Source organism: Buttiauxella cochleicola, assembly GCF_021282405.1.
GTDB lineage: Bacteria > Pseudomonadota > Gammaproteobacteria > Enterobacterales > Enterobacteriaceae > Buttiauxella > Buttiauxella massiliensis.
Genome location: NZ_JAJSOU010000014.1, coordinates 88,684 through 106,941, shown reverse-complemented (window position 1 = coordinate 106,941; position 18,258 = coordinate 88,684). Strand labels below are relative to the sequence as shown.

The window sequence follows — 18,258 nt, the reverse complement described above, 5'->3', positions numbered from 1 at the left end:
CACAGCCGCGTTAGCTACGCTCACTTACCCGAGTCACTTACTCATGTAAGTTCCCCGGGATAAGCTCCCTTGCTGCCTTGCTGTGACTCCAATTAATTAGGGTGATAGCTGATTGAAAGGGTAAAAATCATGCCATAAAAAAGCCCCGCTATCGCGGGGCTAAATCATGTGTTTAGTGTTTTCTCAACACTTCGACTGTGCCATCTGGCAGCTTCTGAACCAGAAGCTCAGTCAACGAATGCAGAGCATAGTCGACATGCTCAAGCCGTGGCGTATCGGCCGGTGCATTGACCGCAATAACATGGCAACCTGCAGCCAGGCCAGAAAGTACACCTGCTGGCGCATCTTCTACTACAGCGCATTCTTCAGGCTCTAAACCTAATAATTGCGCACCGAGTAAGTAGGCATCCGGCTCAGGTTTGCCTCGAGCAACACGTTCAGCAGTAACAAGCACTTCAGGCTCTGGCAGTCCACCAGCCGCACGACGAGCTGAAGCCACAGGTAATGAACCTGAGGTCACGATAGCCCATGGAATGCCCGCTTCGTTCAGATGAGTCAATAACTCAACAGCTCCTGGCAATGCCACAATACCGTCGGTATCTTCAGACTCGATTTTCTCAAGACGGAAAAACTCCTGCTGGATCTCTTCTTCAGACGCACCCGCCATAAAATGACGCAGCGAAGTTATCGCCTGCTTACCATGAATGAAGCCTAATACTTCTTGCGGCGAAATATCGAAACGCTTAGCCCAGTTAATCCATGCACGCTCAACCGCTGGCAGGGAGTCAACCAGAGTCCCATCCAAATCAAACAAGAAACCTTTGCACTTCACGACGCGTCTCCCCTCAGGCATTAATAATCTGCGCGATCTCATTCACACTTAAATGATACTGACGTGGGCAGGACTGCCACACTTTCAACATCCGCTGATATTTTTCCCACATTGGGGTCTGCGCGTTAAAGCCATGAGTACCTGCGTCAAAATGCGCGTAACGGCCTTCAATATTGACCATGAATCGAACATATCCCAGGAACCGAGCTTCAGTTGCTGCATCGAAGCCGAGGAAGGTGACACGGCGTTCGTCAATTTCCTGGTTATCCTTCAGGTTCGTCCAGGAGACGTGCAGCGCGTGGTACATCTCCATAATGTCGATGACAGTACGGCAAGTTTCTTCCGTCAACTCACCGAATTCACGATCCAGCTCGCGCATTTGCAGGCCGTAACCGCGCTCAATGATCGTTTGCAGGCGACGATAACGCTCGGCGTTGTCTGGATCGAGCATGGTCATCATTTTGTACTGATTAGATAAAATCAGACGCTGGGCGTTAGTCATTTCCATTTCTTAGCTCCTGTTGCGCAGAATCACTCCTGCGAAAAAATATCCTTCTATATATGCGTAACGGCAGGGATTTTACAAATCATCAAGAAAAGTTTTATCCAACTGCTTAAACGCACGTTTCAGTACTTCAGCGAGCGCCTGGTAATCTGGCTTGCCTTCAATCGGTGTTAGCGCCTGCCCTGCTTCCTGTAATTTGCCACGCACTTCGTAGAACCAGCTCAAAATGGTCGGCGGCAGTGGCGTAACTGAGCGCTTACCTAGCCACCATAAACCCTGCATTGGTAAGCTACAGGCGAATAATGCGGTTGCGACTGCGGGGCCAAGTTGGCCGCCAAGGGCAATCTGCCAGGTCAGCGTAAACACAGCAAGTGGGGGCATAAAGCGGATGGCAAAACGTGTGGCGCGGATAACACGATTTTCTACAAAGACTGGCGCGAGGCGTTTATCGACAGGCCAGGTCTTAGAATAGTGTTGCCCACGACTGAACATGCTAAACCAGCTGGCGTGGCTATTTAGGGGTGTCGACATGGCTTTACCTCAACTTCACATATAAAAAATAAAATTTTTGTGCAAAACAACAACTCTAAATTACATGGTTCAAAATCTTTTGTCTTTAGCTGCTGCAATCGGGTATCCTGTGCCGGCCTTGATGGCCGTAGAAGGGAAACCGCAGGTTGTCAATTTTTTGCTCAGTCAGCCGTTGCCGAAAAATCGCGCAACATGGCGTAAACTCTAGAGTATTTAATCTTCATGCCAAAAAAACGCTTCTGGCATGACGTTAATCATAAATGTCAGGCTCATCATGCGCTACGCTGAGAGACTAACTGACGTTTTTTTAGCCACATATTAATAGTAGGTACTTCCATGTCGAGTAAGTTAGTACTGGTTCTGAACTGCGGTAGCTCTTCACTGAAATTTGCAATCATTGATGCAGTAAACGGTGACGAGTACCTTTCTGGTTTAGCCGAATGTTTCCATCTTCCTGAAGCACGTATCAAGTGGAAAATGGATGGCGGTAAACAAGAAGCGGCTTTGGGTGCAGGCGCCGCTCACAGCGAAGCTCTTAACTTTATGGTTAATACCATTCTGGCACAAAAACCTGAATTGTCCGAGCAGCTGACTGCTATCGGCCACCGTGTTGTTCACGGCGGCGAGAAGTACACCAGCTCCGTCGTTATCGACGAGACCGTGATTCAGGGTATCAAAGATACTGCTTCTTTTGCACCACTGCATAACCCGGCACACCTGATCGGTATTGCTGAAGCACTGAAATCTTTCCCTAAACTGGCTGATAAAAACGTTGCTGTGTTTGACACCGCGTTCCATCAGACCATGCCAGAAGAATCTTACCTCTATGCTCTGCCGTACAACCTGTACAGAGAGCATGGCGTTCGTCGTTACGGCGCACACGGCACCAGCCACTTCTATGTGACTCAAGAAGCCGCGAAAATGCTGAACAAGCCAGTGGAAGAAGTGAACCTGATCACTTGCCACCTGGGCAACGGCGGTTCTGTTTCTGCTATCCGTAACGGCAAGTGTGTTGACACCTCTATGGGTCTGACTCCGCTGGAAGGTCTGGTAATGGGCACCCGTTCTGGTGACATCGATCCAGCTATCATCTTCCACCTGCACGATTCCCTGGGCATGAGCGTTGACGATATCAACAAAATGCTGACTAAAGAGTCTGGCCTGTTGGGTCTGACTGAAGTCACCAGCGACTGCCGTTATGTTGAAGACAACTACACCACTAAAGAAGATGCTAAACGTGCAATGGACGTGTTCTGCCATCGTCTGGCGAAATACATCGGTTCTTACACTGCACTGATGGAAGGTCGTCTGGACGGCGTTGTATTCACTGGTGGTATCGGTGAAAACGCTGCAATGGTACGTGAGCTGTCTCTGGGCAAACTGGGTGTTCTGGGCTTTGAAGTTGACCACGAACGCAACCTGGCTGCTCGTTTCGGCAAATCAGGCTACATCAACAAAGAGGGTACCGTTCCTGCGATGGTCATTCCGACCAACGAAGAACTGGTTATCGCTCAGGATGCATCTCGCCTGACCGCTTGATTCTCCTTACCGCCAGCCTTCGCTGGCGGTGTTGTTTTCTGAGTCCTGTAAAGGGCAATACCCAAAATAATTCGAGTTGCTGCAATCCTCTGCGACCCGAAATATGCCGGGTATATACAAAGAGGTTATACCGTGTCCCGTACTATTATGTTGATCCCTACCGGAACCAGCGTCGGCCTGACCAGCGTCAGCCTTGGTGTTATCCGTGCTATGGAACAAAAAGGCGTTCGCCTTAGCGTTTTCAAACCTATCGCCCAACCGCGTACCGGTGACGATACTCCAGATCAAACCACCAGCATTGTGCGTGCTAACTCCAGCATCCCAACGGCTGAACCGCTGCACATGAATCACGTTGAGTCGCTGCTGTCCAGCAACCAACAAGACGTGCTGATGGAAGAGATCATCGCCAACTTCCACGCCAGCAGCAAAGATGCTGAAGTGGTTCTGGTTGAAGGTCTGGTTCCAACTCGTAAACATCAGTTTGCGCAATCTCTGAACTACGAAATCGCAAAAACGCTGAACGCTGAAATCGTCTTCGTTATGTCTTTGGGTAACAACTCCCCAGAGCAGATGAAAGAGCGTATTGAACTGGCTCGTAGCAGCTTCGGCGGCAGCAAAAACACCAACATCACTGGCGTTATCATTAACAAACTGAATGCCCCAGTTGATGAGCAGGGTCGTACCCGTCCTGATCTGTCCGAAATTTTTGATGACTCCACTAAAGCGAGCATCGCTAACATCGATCCTAAAGCGCTGTTCGCTGACAGCCCGCTGCCAGTTCTGGGCTGTGTGCCATGGAGCTTTGATCTGATCGCTACTCGTGCAATTGATATGGCGCGTCACCTGAACGCAACCATCATCAACGAAGGCGACATCAAAACTCGTCGCGTGAAGTCTGTGACCTTCTGTGCGCGTAGCATTCCGCACATGCTGGAACACTTCCGTCCAGGTTCTTTGCTGGTGACTTCAGCAGACCGTCCAGACGTGCTGGTTGCAGCATGCCTGGCTGCAATGAACGGTGTAGACATCGGTGCAGTTCTGCTGACCGGCGGTTACGAAATGGACCCACGCGTCACCAAACTGTGTGAGCGTGCATTTGCTACCGGCCTGCCGCTGTTCATGGTTGACACTAACACCTGGCAGACTTCCCTGAGCCTGCAAAGCTTCAACCTGGAAGTCCCAACTGACGACCATCAGCGTATCGAGAAAGTGCAGGAATATGTGGCCAGCCACATCGATGCAAACTGGATCGAATCTCTGACTGCAACGTCTGAGCGTAGCCGTCGTCTGTCACCTCCAGCATTCCGTTATCAGCTGACTGAGCTGGCGCGTAAAGCCGGCAAACGTGTTGTTCTGCCAGAAGGCGAAGAGCCACGTACCGTGAAAGCGGCATCTATCTGTGCTGAACGTGGTATCGCAACTTGCGTGCTGTTGGGTAACCCGGATGAAATCACCCGTGTTGCTGCTGCGCAAGGCGTTGAACTGAGTGCGGGTATCGAAATCGTTGACCCGGAAGTGGTTCGCGAGAGCTACGTTGCACGTCTGGTTGAGCTGCGTAAGAGCAAAGGCATGACCGAAGCCGTTGCGCGTGAGCAACTGGAAGACAACGTTGTGCTGGGTACTTTGATGCTTGAGCAAGACGAAGTTGACGGTCTGGTTTCCGGTGCTGTTCACACTACCGCGAACACCATTCGTCCACCGTTGCAGCTGATCAAAACTGCACCAGGCAGCTCTTTGGTTTCTTCTGTGTTCTTCATGCTGCTGCCAGAACAGGTTTACGTTTACGGCGACTGCGCGATCAACCCGGACCCAACTGCTGAGCAACTGGCAGAAATCGCTATTCAGTCTGCGGATTCCGCTGCTGCATTCGGTATCGACCCACGCGTTGCAATGCTGTCCTACTCCACCGGCACTTCTGGTGCAGGTAGCGACGTTGAGAAAGTACGTGAAGCTACACGTATTGCTCAAGAAAAACGTCCTGACCTGGTCATCGATGGTCCGTTGCAGTACGACGCCGCAGTTATGGCTGACGTTGCTAAATCCAAAGCGCCAAACTCACCGGTTGCGGGTCGCGCTACCGTGTTCATCTTCCCAGACCTGAACACCGGTAACACCACCTATAAAGCGGTACAGCGCTCAGCAGACCTGATCTCCATCGGGCCAATGCTGCAAGGTATGCGTAAACCAGTCAACGACCTGTCTCGTGGCGCACTGGTAGACGATATCGTTTACACCATCGCTCTGACTGCGATTCAGTCTTCTCAACAAGACTAAGTTCTTCTGAGAAGCAACAAGGCCGCATTTATATGCGGCCTTTTTTATTGGCGTGATCCGGTAAAACTAAATGAATTACTCCGCAGCAGCCGTGTGCTGGGATTCATTTTTCGCATTGCGGGTCATCCACAACGCCAGTGCTTTAAGAGAGTCCGGCGTAAAGTCGTCACAGCGGGCTGTAATTTCTTCCGGCGACATCCAGCATACTTCGCTGACTTCTTCTTCCTGCAACGCAAACGGGCCATGAGAAACACAGCTAAACAGGCTTCCCCATACGCGGCAGTTGGTGTCCTCAAAGTAGAACTGACCATGCTCGGCAAATGGCACCCCGGCAATACCCAACTCCTCTTCAGCTTCACGACGTGCTGAGTCCAGCAGTTGTTCATCAGCCTGCACTACGCCACCAGCGGTAGCATCCAGCATGCCCGGCATAAAATCTTTGGTTTCGGTACGACGCTGCACCAAAATCTTCCCCATACCATCATGCACAACGATATAAGTCGCGCGATGGCGCAAACGCTGCGCGCGCATTTGCTCGCGGCTTGCTTGCGCGATTACTTCATTGTCTTCATTGACAATATCTACCCATTCCATGCCAACAAAATGACTCTGTTCCGCCATTGGGGAAACCTTATTCAGGGCGCTCTTTGGCGCGTTATGTTCAACAAGCGGTAAGTTACGGGGTAATCTCGACCTGTGCAATAACCCCAGCGTTATTCAGTGCGTGAACGCTCAGAACACCGTCGTTTAGCATGCCATAACTCGCTTCAAAGCCGCCTTTAGGGATACTCACCGAGCCCGGATTAAAGAGATAGACCGTGTCTTGCTTCTCAGCCAGTGGAAGATGAGTATGACCAAAAACCAAAACATCGTTTTCTGCCAGTGGTGGCAATTTATCAGGGTTATACAGATGACCATGCGTCACAAATAAACGCTGGTCCTCCATCAATATTTGTTGCCAGGGTGCAGTAATCGGAAAATGAAGCAGCATCTGGTCAACTTCACTGTCGCAGTTACCACGAACCGCGATAATTCTGTCTGCAATGCTGTTGAAGCGCTCTGCAACAGCGCCAGGATTGTAGCCCACCGGTAGCGCATTTCGCGGCCCATGATTCAGCACATCACCCAGCAATATTAACCATTTAGCACCACTGCGCTCAAAATGTGCCAGCACCTGCTCTGTTGCGGGTAACGATCCGTGAATATCCGAGGCAAACATCAGCTTCATAAAGCCCTATTCCTGTTAATGGTAAGCGGAATTATCATAGCGAATTATGGGGCTAATCAGCCAGAATGCTTTGCGGAAAGTGCCAGAAAACGCTGCACAGAAGCACGTTGCCACTGGAAGGCTGCATACTCTTCCAGCCGAGCAGGGACTTCATCGCCATTGAGAATCAAACGATTAAGCATCAATGCCAGGTCGGTATCGGCAATCGACCACTCACCAAAAATATTTTGTTGGCCGACAGGCAACAACTTTTCTACCGTCGTTATTAGTTTTTGAGCGGCTATCTGTCCTTTCTCCGTCAGCGGCGGTTTCTTCACGCCTGCGAAAATCACGTCGGTTGAACGCTCTTCACGAATTGGCATTAAATCGCTGCGGATCCAGGCCTGGATTTGTCTCGCCCGGGCGCGTTTTTCCAGATCATGCGGATAAATACGCTCCCAGGTTGGCGGAGCAAAACGCTCTTCAAGATATTCAGTAATGGCGGAGGATTCACTCAGTAGAAAATCATCGACTTCTAAAGTGGGAACGCGGCGCGTCAAATCATAGCCTTTCCAGCCAGGTTGCAGGTTTTGCCCGCTATTCAGATCAATCGTTTGCAGGTTAAAGTTCAGGCCTTTTTCTTTGAGTGCAACGTAGACAGACATCACGTACGGGCTAAAAAAATTCGCATCGGACCAAAGTGTTATTGTCGGCTGGCTCATAATATCCCCATGATTTCGTTTCCCAGGCTATTGAACATATAGCGGAAAATGGCAACTGTCACTTGAGCAAAAATCATCTACGAAGCACTTTTTTCAAAAAGTCTATACTCCATAGGTTTAAGAAAAATACTGATATCAGGATGGGAATGACATGATTGACCTCTACTATGCACCGACACCAAACGGCCACAAAATCACGCTGTTTCTGGAAGAGACGGGCCTGGACTACGCCATTCATCATATTGATATTGGCAAAGGAGATCAGTTTCAGCCTGCCTTTTTAGCGATTTCTCCGAACAATAAAATTCCGGCGATTATCGACAACCACCCTTTGGACGGCGGCGGCCCACTGAGCTTGTTTGAATCCGGTGAAATTCTGCTGTATTTAGCAGAAAAAACCAACGAACTATTAAGCAAAGACCTGCGCGAACGCACCCACACATTGCAGTGGCTATTCTGGCAAGTGGGTGGTTTTGGCCCAATGCTTGGTCAGAATCATCACTTCAATCACTTCGCACCGCAGCCCGTACCCTATGCCATTGAGCGTTACCAGGTTGAAACCCAACGCTTGTACGGCGTTCTGAATAAGCAGCTTGAGAAAACTCCATGGCTGGGCGGTAACGAATACAGCATCGCTGATATTGCCACTTATCCGTGGACGGTTTCCCATGAGCGTCAACGCATCAATCTGGCGCACTTCCCTGCCGTTCAAAACTGGTTTGAGCGAATCCGCTCACGCCCGGCAACCGAACGCGCCTATGAGAAAGCGCAGCAAAACTGAACCCTGCGCGCCCGACAAGGCGCGCAATTTTTTTCCTCATCTAATTTGGGTATAGTCTGCGATGGAAAATAACTACATGGAGCACACCTGCAATGTCCCCACAACCAGACGCAATTATTCGAATCAAAAATTTACGCCTGCGCACCTTCATTGGTATCAAGGAAGAAGAAATTGCCAATCGCCAGGATATAGTCATTAACGTCGCCATTCATTACCCGGCGGACAAAGCCCGCGCCAGCGAAGATATCAACGACGCGCTGAATTACCGCACTATCACTAAACAAATCATTCAGTTGGTAGAGAACCATCGCTTCTCATTATTGGAAAAATTAACTCAGGATGTGCTCGACATCGCATGCGATCATCCGTGGGTATCTTATGCTGAAGTAGAGATCGATAAACTTCACGCGCTGCGCTATGCCGACTCGGTATCAATGACCATGAGTTGGCGCAAGTAAGCGCAAACAACTGGAGACGAGCATGCAGATACTGATTACCGGAGGAACCGGCCTGATTGGCAGCCATCTGGTACCGCGCTTGCTGGAATTAGGGCACGGTGTCACGATCGTCACCAGAAACCCCGACAAAGCGCGTACGCTTTTTGACCCCAAAGTCACATTCTGGAAAGGGTTGAACGACCATCAAAATCTTGATGGGTTCGATGCGGTGATCAATCTTGCAGGTGAACCCATTGCCGACAAACGCTGGACCGAGCCGCAAAAACAGCGCTTGTGCCAAAGCCGCTGGCAAATCACCGAACGCCTGGTTGAGATGTTTAAAGCAAGCCAGACGCCGCCTGCAGTGTTTATCTCTGGTTCTGCCGCCGGATATTATGGTGACCTCGGTGAAGTGGTCGTCAACGAAGATGAACCGCCCCACAATGAATTTACCCATAAGCTGTGCGCCCGTTGGGAGCAAATTGCTTGTGGGGCACAGAGCGAGCACACGCGCGTCTGCCTGCTGCGTACCGGCGTAGTGTTAGCCCCCAAAGGCGGGATTCTGGCAAAACTGCTGCCGATATTCCGTTTAGGTCTGGGTGGGCCAATGGGCGATGGGCGGCAATATCTGGCGTGGATTCATATCGACGATATGGTGAACGGTATTTTGTGGCTGTTGGATAACGACCTGCGTGGGCCATTTAACATGGTTTCACCCTATCCGGTGCGCAATGAACAGTTCTCTCATGCTCTCGGCCATGTACTGAATCGCCCGGCATTTATACGTGCACCGGCAACCGCAGTCAGGATGATGATGGGTGAATCTTCGGTGTTGGTATTGGGCGGGCAACGCGCGTTGCCAAAGCGGCTTGAAGAGTCCGGGTTTGGCTTCCGTTGGTATGATCTTGAGGAAGCTCTTGGGGATGTGGTGCGGTAGGAAACGCCCTCATCCCGACCTTCTCCCCCAGGAGAAGGGGAAAACCGAATAATCCCCTATCCGTTCGGAGAGGGGGCTAGTTCAACCAAAAACTAAACCCGCCTACTCCCCCGATTACGCATCAACCTTTCAACAGGCTGGTGAGTCTCCGGATCAAAATAACGGCTCGGCCAGATCTCCGTTGCCGGTATACCAATCGCAAGGCTTATCAGCATTTCCCCTTTTGCCCACGGGCGAGAAAGCGCGTTTGCCAGAGTGGAAGAACTCAGCCCCGCTTCGCGTGAAACCGCAGCCAGAGAAGTGCCCTTTTTACGTAATGCCGCAATAATGTCGGCTGAGTGCCAATCCTGATATTGCATCTTAATTTCTCTATGTGAGGTTGTTAATTACTCAATTATCCTTTTTTGGGATAAAAACACAACGAGAGGATATTCGATTTCGGGATATTTTACGGAATCGAACAAATGGCTTCTGTTTACTCAGATGAATATCAGCGCGTCATCAACGCACTCAAGAAAGCTAGAAAAGAAAACAACATAACGCAGACACAACTTGCAGAGGCACTGGGCAAGCCTCAGTCATTTATCGCTAAAGTTGAAAGCGGTGAACGAAGGTTAGATATGGTGGAGTTTGTGCACTTGGCGAGGATGGTGAGTTTGGATCCAGAAATGCTCATTCGGGAAGTTATCGGTGATATTAAACACCCTCATCCCCACCTTCTCCCCTTGGAGAAGGGGAAAACCGAATAGTTCCGTCTCCTGGGGGCTGTCTCTTAGTCACATCTCTGTGATTCGGGAGACAGTTCCATTCACCTGATATTAAGTGTTTTATTTAGCCACTGTACCGGTGAACATCAAAGGATAAAAACCACACCGAGTCGGTTTTGACTTTGTTCCCGGTATAAATTGCCCCAGTGCTCCCCATAAGTCAGGGTTGAGCTGCCGGGAGCAGCGAAAGAGAGCGATCGTCGGGAACGAATCGCGAACGACCCTGATGTTGGGGATAAGCTGGGGTTTACCGCGCAGCGGCAATTTAATGGCCGGGCGCCTGGATTATCAAGGAGAGGGCGTGCTCTCCTTGATACGTTCACCGTTTGCAGGAATGAAAGAGATAACTGAACGCACGGGTGAACGGAAAATCAGCGAGGCTTAAAGATCTCACCCTGACAAGATTGCCAAGGTGAGTTGTGTATAAGAGACAGCCCCGAGGGAAAGGGTGAGGGGATTACTTCAACGATCCCGACAAGAACTGCTGCAAACGGGCGCTTTTCGGGTTACCAAACAACTCTTCTGGCGTTCCCTCTTCTTCGATTAAACCCTGATGCAGGAAAATCACATGGTTTGAAACGTGGCGCGCAAAATCCATCTCATGCGTTACCACTACCATCGTTTTCCCTTCTTCGGCCAGTTTCTGCATGATACGCAACACTTCGCCTACCAGTTCAGGATCAAGCGCGGAGGTCGGTTCATCGAACAGCAACACTTCAGGTTCCATCGCCAGTGCACGGGCGATGGAGACACGCTGCTGCTGGCCGCCGGAAAGATGTACCGGGTACTTAATCTGCTGGCGCTCGTCAATGCCAACTTTCGCCAGATACTTCACTGCACGCTCTTTCGCTTCTTGCTTGCTCAGGCCAAGCACCTGAATCGGCGCTTCCATCACGTTTTCCAGCACCGTCATGTGGCTCCACAAGTTGAAATGCTGGAATACCATCGTCAGACGCGTGCGTAGTAAACGAAGCTGATTTTTATCGGCAACTTTTAACTGTCCGTCGGTATCACGCACCAGATTAATGTTCTGGTTATTGACAACAATCGTCCCTTCACTCGGTTTTTCGAGGAAGTTAATGCAGCGTAAAAAGGTACTTTTGCCAGAACCCGATGAGCCAATGATGCTTATCACATCGCCCGCATTGGCCTGTAAAGAGACACCTTTGAGCACTTCATGTTGGCCGTAGCGCTTGTGCAGGTCGGTAACGCTTAATTTTTTATCAGTCATCGTTGAACACTCAATGTGTTGAGCTTGGTTTAATATGCTGCAACCAGCGTTGCTCCGCCTTGCGGAACAATCTAATCAGCACATAAGAAATGCACAGGTACAGAACCGCAGCAATCCCAAAAGCGGTAAACGGCTGGTAAGTTGCGGAGTTGATATCGCGGGCGATCTTCAGGAGATCCGGCACCGTGGCAGTAAACGCCAGTGCGGTGGAGTGCAGCATCAAAATCACTTCGTTGCTGTACGCAGGCAGTGCGATACGCAGCGCTGAAGGCAGAATAATGCAGCGATACATTTTGAATGGCGAGAAACCATATGCGCGCCCGGCTTCAATTTCACCATGCGGTACAGCACGGATAGCCCCGGCAAAGATTTCGGTGGTGTACGCACACGTATTGAGCGTCAGCGCCAGCACCGTACAATTCAGGCCGCTGCGGAAAAACTCATTGAGCAGTACCGTGCCTTTCACCACTTCCAGCGTATACATGCCGGAGTAAAACACCAGCAACTGCACATACAGCGGTGTGCCACGGAAAATGTAGGTAAACAGCCAGATAGGGAACGCGATAAATTTGTTGCTGGATACGCGGCCGATGGCCAAAAACAGTGCCAGAATCCCGCCCATCACCACCGATGAAATCAGCAACCACAGCGTAATGGCAACCCCGGTAAACCGATAGCCATCAGTCCACAGCAGCGCCTTCCAGTATTCGTGGAAAATATCCATCATAGCTCAGCCCTCTTCACGCCAACCGAGTAACGGCGTTCAAGCCAGAGCAGTACACCATTCGATACCGTGGTAAAGAACAGGTAAATGATCCCGGCGACAATCGCAAAGTAGAATGGCTGCCAGGTGCTTTTCCCGGCAAGCTGAGTCGCTTTCACCACATCTTCCAGACCCAACAACGAGACCAGCGCGGTGGCTTTTAAAATAACCTGCCAGTTATTACCAATGCCAGGCAGCGCATAGCGCATCATGGCTGGGAAGAGAATGCGGCGGAAAGTTTGCGAACCGGTAAAACCAAAGGCGGTTGCCGCTTCAATGTGCCCTCTCGGAACAGCCATAAAAGCACCACGGAACGTTTCGGTAAAATAGGCACCGTAGATAAAACCAAGCGTAATGATACCGGCAACCATTGGGTCGATATCAAACTGGGCAACGCCAAGCGAGTCGGTTAACACATTGAGCGCCATTTGCAGGCCATAGAAAATCAGCAGCATCAGTACCAGATCGGGCACGCCACGAATCAGCGTGGTGTAACCTTCGAACAGCATGGCTAACGGGCGATTTTTGGATAACTTAGCACCAGCTCCCGCCAGGCCAATAATAACGGCGAGGATAACGGAGCTTAGCGCCAGTTCCAGCGTGACGACAGCCCCTTTAAAAATGACTTCTGAAAAACCGTACAACATGGTGCGTATCCTGTCGTCAGTGTTTGCACAAACCTAACCTGCCCGCAGCGGGCAGGTTGAACCACTGGTGACTGTTAACCACCGTAAACATCGAAGTCGAAGTATTTCTTCGCTAACTTCTCGTAAGTTCCGTCTTTGCGCATTTCAGCAAATGCTTTGTTCAGTGCTTCGCGTAACTCGGTATCGTCTTTACGCAGACCCATACCGGTGCCAACACCAAACAGTTTGTCGTCTTTAACTGATGGCCCACCGAACTGGTAATTTGCGCCAACAGGTTGTTTCAGGAAGCCTTCGCTCGCAGCCACTTCGTCCTGGAAAGCGGCGTCAATACGGCCTGCCGTCAGGTCAGCGTAAATAGAGTCCTGGCCTTGGTAAGAGACAATTTCGATGCCTTTCGGTGCCCAGTGCTCATTACCGTAGGTTTCTTGCGTAGTGCCTTGCAGCACACCGACACGCTTACCTTTCAGAGACTGAAGAGTGGGTTGAATCGGCGAACCTTTCGCGACCACTAAACGCGAGTCTGCAGCGTACAGTTTGTCGGTGAAGGCAATTTCTTGCTGGCGTTTTTCAGTAATAGAAAGCGACGACATAATCGCGTCGATTTTTTTCGCTTTCAACGAGGGGATCAACGCATCCAGTGGGTTTTCCACGAAGGTACAATTAGTTTCGATGCGTTTGCAGAGTTCTTTTGCCAAATCGATATCAAAACCGACTAGTTCCCCTTGAGCGTTTTTCGACTCAAACGGTGCGTAAGTTGGGTCAGTACCAATACGTACATTTTTAGGAATTGCGGCGAAAGCTGTGGAAACACTGGAAAATGCCAGTACCAAAGAAAGAGCGATGATCTGCTTGTTCATAATTATCCTCGAGTAGACCGTATATTTTGCGCGATTGCTTTTTAACCGGATAAAATTGCATGTTTCATGCCAATTTATGCATACCAATATAGTGTTTTTTCAAGCGGATGGCGCGCCCTGTTTCAGGAGCACTTTCACTTGAAAAGCATGTCGCACCAACAGGATGCAAGTAAAACACCATTTTGGTGCATCAGCAATAATTTGCACTAACGGAGTGCAAGTAGAATCAGGTTAGATTGCAATTCTATTCAGCCCGGCCATGAAAGCCATAACCGGGCTACAGACTACGGGATGAGGTTATTCACCGTAAACATTAAAATCGAAGTACTTTTTAGCAAATTTGTCGTAAGTACCGTCTTTACGCATTTCTGCCAGCGCTTTATCGAAGGCAGCTTTCAGCTCTACGTCGTCTTTGCGCAAGCCAATACCGGTGCCGTCACCAAAGTACTGTTTGTTTTTCACAGATGGGCCAGCAAACTGATAGCCTTTACCCGCAGGCAATTTCAGGAAGCCTTCGCTTGCAGCGGTTTCATCCTGGAATGCCGCATCAAGGCGGCCAGCAGCCAGGTCAGAATAGATCAGATCCTGGTTAGCGTAAGGCACCACATCGATACCTTTGCTACGCCATTCAGCGTTGGCATATGCTTCTTGGGTAGAGCCTTGCAACACACCGATGTGCTTGCCTTTGAGTGAATCAAGAGTTGGCTGAACCGGAGAGCCTTTAACAGCAATCAGGCGTGAATCAGCAGCATAAAGTTTGTCTGAGAAGGCAATCTCTTTCTGGCGTTTTTCAGTAATGGAAAGCGAGGAGATGATACCGTCGATTTTCTTCGCTTTAAGCGATGGGATCAGCGCATCAAAGTCGCTTCCTACCCACGTACATTTAGTATTGATGCGTTTACACAGCTCATTGCCAAGATCGATATCGAAACCAACAAAATCCCCTTTCGCGTCTTTAGATGAGAACGGTGCATATGTGGTGTCCGTACCAAGACGAATGCTCTGCGGAATGGCTGCGAAGACGCTTGCGGTGGCACTCAGGCCAAGCAGTAATGACAGAGCGAGAACTTGCTTTTTCATACATAACCCTCAGGTGGCTGATCTTATTATGTGTAACGTCGTGTTGTGTTTGTTTTGTGTTGCAGACCAGAGTTGCAGTTCCCATGCCACTTTTTCTTGCGTGAAAGAAAGTGCGTGGTTTTGTGTTAAATAAAAGTTACAACTCTGTCACGAGAATGAAAGATAGCAGGTCTGGTATGAGGGAAAAGCATTAACGGTGGAAAATAGCGGATAAATGTTCTGGAAGTGATCGGGGTTACAAAATCGCCCCAATTTGAGGCGAAGCGTTTTGTGATGCACCACACTGGCGCAATATTTATGCCCCGTTCCAGCGGGTGAACAAGTCCTGTGGTAGCTCAATATCAAACTGATCGAGTACCCGGTTGACCGTCTGGTCGATAATGTCCTGCACGCTTTGCGGACGATGATAAAACGCCGGCATTGGCGGCATAATCACCGCACCTAGTTCGGCGGCCTGGGTCATTAAACGCAAATGGCCAAGATGCAGCGGCGTTTCGCGCACGCAAAGCACTAGCGGACGACGCTCTTTTAACACCACATCTGCCGCACGCGTCAGCAGGCCATCGGTATAGCTGTGGACAATGCCAGAAAGGGTTTTAATTGAACAAGGCAATATCACCATGCCGTGCGTCTTAAAAGAGCCTGAAGAGAGGCTGGCGGCGATATCACGGGCGTCGTGAACCACATCAGCCAGAGCCTGAACTTCGCGCAGGGAAATATCGGTTTCTAAGGCAAGGGTCTGGCGAGCTGCGTTACTCAGAATGAGATGAGTTTCGATATCGGGTAATTGTTGCAGAACCTGAAGTAGTCGCACACCGTAGATTGCACCACTGGCACCTGAAATCCCAACAATTAACCGTTTCATATTTTAGTTCGCCCGAGGAGTTTATCTGGGCTGACTTTGCCGCAAGATGGGCAGGGATGCAAGAAATGGTAACCCTCTCCTTCTGGGAGAGGGTTAAGGTGAGGATGGCTCTACCCCTCGTTATGCATCTCTAAGTTTTCCACTTCGTTCTGACGGGCAATCGCTTGTGAATCGTCATTACGCAGTGACTCAAGATACTCAAGATATTCGTGATCCACATCTTTGGTCACGTAAATACCGTTGAACACCGAGCATTCAAACTGCGTGATATCCGGATTCTCAACGCGTACAGCCTCAATCAGATCGTTCAGATCCTGGAAAATCAGACCATCGGCACCAATCAGCTGACGGATCTCGTCAACTTCACGGCCGTGAGCAATCAGTTCGTTAGCGCTTGGCATATCAATGCCGTATACGTTCGGGAAGCGAATCTCTGGTGCCGCTGACGCGAGGTAAACTTTCTTCGCACCGGCTTCACGCGCCATCTCGATAATCTGCTCAGAAGTGGTGCCACGAACGATAGAGTCATCCACCAGCAAAACGTTCTTATCGCGGAACTCAGCGCGGTTGGCGTTGAGTTTACGGCGTACAGATTTACGACGCAGCTGCTGGCCCGGCATGATAAAGGTACGGCCAACGTAGCGGTTCTTCACGAAGCCCTGGCGATATGGCTTGTCGAGAATACGGGCGATTTCCAACGCGATATCGCAGGATGTTTCTGGAATCGGGATAACCACATCGATATCCAGATCTTCCCACTCGCGGGCAATTTTCTCACCGAGTTTTTTGCCCATCTCAACGCGTGCGCTGTAAACGGAAATTTTGTCGATGAAAGAGTCCGGGCGTGCAAAGTAGACATATTCGAACAAGCAAGGGTTGCTTGTTGGGTTGTCGGCACACTGACGGGTAAACAGTTGACCTTTTTCGGTGATATACACCGCTTCACCTGGTGCGATATCACGCAGGAATTCGAAGCCCAGGGTATCAAGCGCAACGCTCTCGGAAGCCACCATATATTCAGTGCGACCATCGTTCAAATCACGCTTGCCCATTACGAGTGGGCGGATGCCGTTTGGATCGCGGAACGCAACCATACCGTGGCCGATAATCATTGCCACACATGCGTAAGCGCCACGAATCTGACGGTTAGTTGCAGCGATAGCGGCAAAAATATTGTCTGCTTCCAGCGGATAGTTGCGGAAGTTATCCAGCTCACTGGCGAAAATATTCAGCAGGATTTCAGAATCGGAAGTGGTGTTAATGTGACGACGCTTTTCTTCGAACAGCTTCTGGCGCAGTTCGTGGGCGTTAGTCAGGTTACCGTTGTGTGCAAGGGTAATGCCGTACGGAGAGTTCACATAGAAAGGCTGGGCTTCAGAAGCGCTGGAACTACCCGCTGTAGGGTATCGCACATGACCAATGCCCATGTTTCCTTGTAAGCGTTGCATGTGAATGGCACCAAATACATCACTCACCAGTCCATTAGCTTTGCGTAGACGAAAACAGTTTAAAGCATCAATGGTGACGATGCCTGCGGCATCTTGTCCACGATGCTGAAGCACCGTTAACGCATCATAGATAGACTGGTTTACCGGCATGAAACCGGCGATACCGACAATACCGCACATGTTGTCTTTTCCTCATCGTGAGTCTGTTTTTCTGGCGTTATTTGAAAATAAAATAGCCAGAAAAATCAGACTCTAAGCCATAACCCCCGCCCTAAGGCCGAGGCAAGAAACTTGACGAGCTTTGCAGATAGTCAAAGAACCATCTGATGATGAAACTGAATTGCGGGATAAGCTGCGACTTTTGCCAGTCGTCACTCTTCGAAAAACCAGTAAACGTATCAAGAAAGAACAGAATGGCGGCGACGATCAATGCTCCACGTAAAGCACCGAAACAGATCCCCAACACCCTGTCTGTACCCGACAGGCCGGTTTTCTCAACCAGCGCGCTAATCACATAATTGACTATCGCACCGACAATGAGTGTCGCGATAAATAGAATCGCGATAGCTATTCCATTACGTACCAGTTCGTCTTCAAAGCCTGTGAACCAGACTGACAGGTAAGTGTAGTAATGACTGGCGACAAAGAAAGCACAGCCCCAGGTCACCAGCGATAACGCTTCACGCACAAACCCACGAATAACACTAATCAGAGCCGAAAAGCCGATGACCGCAATAATGGCGTAATCTATCCAAACCATGAACAAATCCCACGACAAATCGCCCTGACGTCCAGTTCGGGGCGCATTCTAACAGAAAAAGAAAACGTTTGCGTA

General features: G+C 50.0%; 21 protein-coding genes. 6 read left to right on the top strand and 15 right to left on the bottom strand.

All coding sequences use genetic code 11. The features are described 5' to 3' along the window. Positions 1–172 precede the first annotated feature (172 nt). The 3 genes from LVQ79_RS17940 to yfbV form a co-directional block, all read right to left on the bottom strand. Positions 173–853, bottom strand: coding sequence for a sugar phosphatase (locus tag LVQ79_RS17940; RefSeq protein WP_134185153.1), 681 nt, complete (start codon positions 851–853; stop codon positions 173–175). After that, positions 846–1,340 carry a YfbU family protein gene (locus LVQ79_RS17935; protein ID WP_034458818.1) on the bottom strand — a complete coding sequence of 165 codons (495 nt, stop codon included), beginning with the start codon at positions 1,338–1,340 and terminating at the stop codon, positions 846–848. The genes LVQ79_RS17940 and LVQ79_RS17935 overlap by 8 nt, the downstream gene beginning before the upstream one ends. A 72-nt stretch (positions 1,341–1,412) precedes the next feature. Continuing rightward, a complete protein-coding gene (gene yfbV / locus LVQ79_RS17930; RefSeq protein WP_151995308.1) occupies positions 1,413–1,868 on the bottom strand; it encodes a terminus macrodomain insulation protein YfbV in 456 nt (151 codons plus the stop codon). Between the two features lie 336 nt (positions 1,869–2,204). On the opposite strand from yfbV, the gene ackA reads away from it, so the two are divergent. Further along, positions 2,205–3,407, top strand: coding sequence for an acetate kinase (ackA, locus tag LVQ79_RS17925; RefSeq protein ID WP_064512697.1), 1,203 nt, complete (start codon positions 2,205–2,207; stop codon positions 3,405–3,407). Between the two features lie 132 nt (positions 3,408–3,539). After that, entirely contained in the window at positions 3,540–5,681 is a 2,142-nt protein-coding gene (gene pta / locus LVQ79_RS17920; RefSeq protein WP_151995307.1) for a phosphate acetyltransferase, read from the top strand. 75 nt (positions 5,682–5,756) lie between these two features. Here pta and yfcD read toward each other — a convergent pair whose 3' ends face one another. From yfcD to yfcF, 3 genes are read right to left on the bottom strand one after another with little or no spacing between them, the layout of a single operon-like run. Beyond that, complete coding sequence (gene yfcD, locus LVQ79_RS17915) at positions 5,757–6,302, bottom strand: NUDIX hydrolase YfcD (RefSeq protein ID WP_255666872.1); 546 nt, start codon at positions 6,300–6,302, stop codon at positions 5,757–5,759. Positions 6,303–6,357: 55 nt separating this feature from the next. Continuing rightward, a complete protein-coding gene (yfcE, locus tag LVQ79_RS17910) occupies positions 6,358–6,909 on the bottom strand; it encodes a phosphodiesterase (protein WP_232865961.1) in 552 nt (183 codons plus the stop codon). A gap of 56 nt (positions 6,910–6,965) precedes the next feature. Continuing rightward, complete coding sequence (gene yfcF, locus LVQ79_RS17905; protein ID WP_232865960.1) at positions 6,966–7,610, bottom strand: glutathione transferase; 645 nt, start codon at positions 7,608–7,610, stop codon at positions 6,966–6,968. Between the two features lie 151 nt (positions 7,611–7,761). Between yfcF and yfcG the strand changes: the two genes are divergently transcribed. From yfcG to LVQ79_RS17890, 3 genes are all read left to right on the top strand, one after another. Continuing rightward, on the top strand, positions 7,762–8,391 hold the full coding sequence (gene yfcG, locus LVQ79_RS17900) for a GSH-dependent disulfide bond oxidoreductase (protein ID WP_232865959.1): 630 nt from the start codon (positions 7,762–7,764) through the stop codon (positions 8,389–8,391). A 92-nt stretch (positions 8,392–8,483) separates the two neighbouring features. Next, positions 8,484–8,849, top strand: a complete 366-nt coding sequence (gene folX, locus LVQ79_RS17895) for a dihydroneopterin triphosphate 2'-epimerase (RefSeq protein WP_151995303.1) — start codon at positions 8,484–8,486, stop codon at positions 8,847–8,849. A gap of 22 nt (positions 8,850–8,871) precedes the next feature. Continuing rightward, a complete protein-coding gene (locus LVQ79_RS17890; protein ID WP_232865958.1) occupies positions 8,872–9,765 on the top strand; it encodes a TIGR01777 family oxidoreductase in 894 nt (297 codons plus the stop codon). Between the two features lie 92 nt (positions 9,766–9,857). Here LVQ79_RS17890 and LVQ79_RS17885 read toward each other — a convergent pair whose 3' ends face one another. Then, positions 9,858–10,124, bottom strand: a complete 267-nt coding sequence (locus LVQ79_RS17885; RefSeq protein ID WP_232865957.1) for a helix-turn-helix domain-containing protein — start codon at positions 10,122–10,124, stop codon at positions 9,858–9,860. Between the two features lie 105 nt (positions 10,125–10,229). Between LVQ79_RS17885 and LVQ79_RS17880 the strand changes: the two genes are divergently transcribed. After that, on the top strand, positions 10,230–10,514 hold the full coding sequence (locus LVQ79_RS17880; RefSeq protein ID WP_232865956.1) for a helix-turn-helix domain-containing protein: 285 nt from the start codon (positions 10,230–10,232) through the stop codon (positions 10,512–10,514). A 475-nt stretch (positions 10,515–10,989) separates the two neighbouring features. Here the strand turns inward: LVQ79_RS17880 and hisP are convergent, their stop codons facing one another. The 8 genes from hisP to cvpA all read right to left on the bottom strand — a co-directional run bounded on the left by hisP (position 10,990) and on the right by cvpA (position 18,183). Beyond that, positions 10,990–11,763 (bottom strand): histidine ABC transporter ATP-binding protein HisP, encoded by a 774-nt coding sequence (gene hisP / locus LVQ79_RS17875; protein ID WP_151995301.1) that lies wholly within the window; start codon positions 11,761–11,763, stop codon positions 10,990–10,992. A 10-nt stretch (positions 11,764–11,773) separates the two neighbouring features. Beyond that, on the bottom strand, positions 11,774–12,490 hold the full coding sequence (locus tag LVQ79_RS17870) for an ABC transporter permease (protein ID WP_151995300.1): 717 nt from the start codon (positions 12,488–12,490) through the stop codon (positions 11,774–11,776). Beyond that, positions 12,487–13,173, bottom strand: a complete 687-nt coding sequence (locus LVQ79_RS17865) for a histidine ABC transporter permease HisQ (protein ID WP_134185133.1) — start codon at positions 13,171–13,173, stop codon at positions 12,487–12,489. The genes LVQ79_RS17870 and LVQ79_RS17865 overlap by 4 nt, the downstream gene beginning before the upstream one ends. A gap of 74 nt (positions 13,174–13,247) precedes the next feature. After that, complete coding sequence (gene hisJ, locus LVQ79_RS17860) at positions 13,248–14,030, bottom strand: histidine ABC transporter substrate-binding protein HisJ (protein WP_034458847.1); 783 nt, start codon at positions 14,028–14,030, stop codon at positions 13,248–13,250. Between the two features lie 297 nt (positions 14,031–14,327). Continuing rightward, positions 14,328–15,110: a lysine/arginine/ornithine ABC transporter substrate-binding protein ArgT gene (gene argT / locus LVQ79_RS17855; RefSeq protein WP_232865955.1), complete on the bottom strand. Its 783-nt coding sequence runs from the start codon at positions 15,108–15,110 to the stop codon at positions 14,328–14,330. A gap of 295 nt (positions 15,111–15,405) precedes the next feature. Then, entirely contained in the window at positions 15,406–15,975 is a 570-nt protein-coding gene (locus tag LVQ79_RS17850; protein WP_034458851.1) for a UbiX family flavin prenyltransferase, read from the bottom strand. Between the two features lie 110 nt (positions 15,976–16,085). After that, positions 16,086–17,603 (bottom strand): amidophosphoribosyltransferase, encoded by a 1,518-nt coding sequence (gene purF, locus LVQ79_RS17845; RefSeq protein ID WP_064512741.1) that lies wholly within the window; start codon positions 17,601–17,603, stop codon positions 16,086–16,088. Between the two features lie 91 nt (positions 17,604–17,694). Further along, complete coding sequence (cvpA, locus tag LVQ79_RS17840; RefSeq protein WP_034458856.1) at positions 17,695–18,183, bottom strand: colicin V production protein; 489 nt, start codon at positions 18,181–18,183, stop codon at positions 17,695–17,697. Positions 18,184–18,258: the final 75 nt, after the last annotated feature.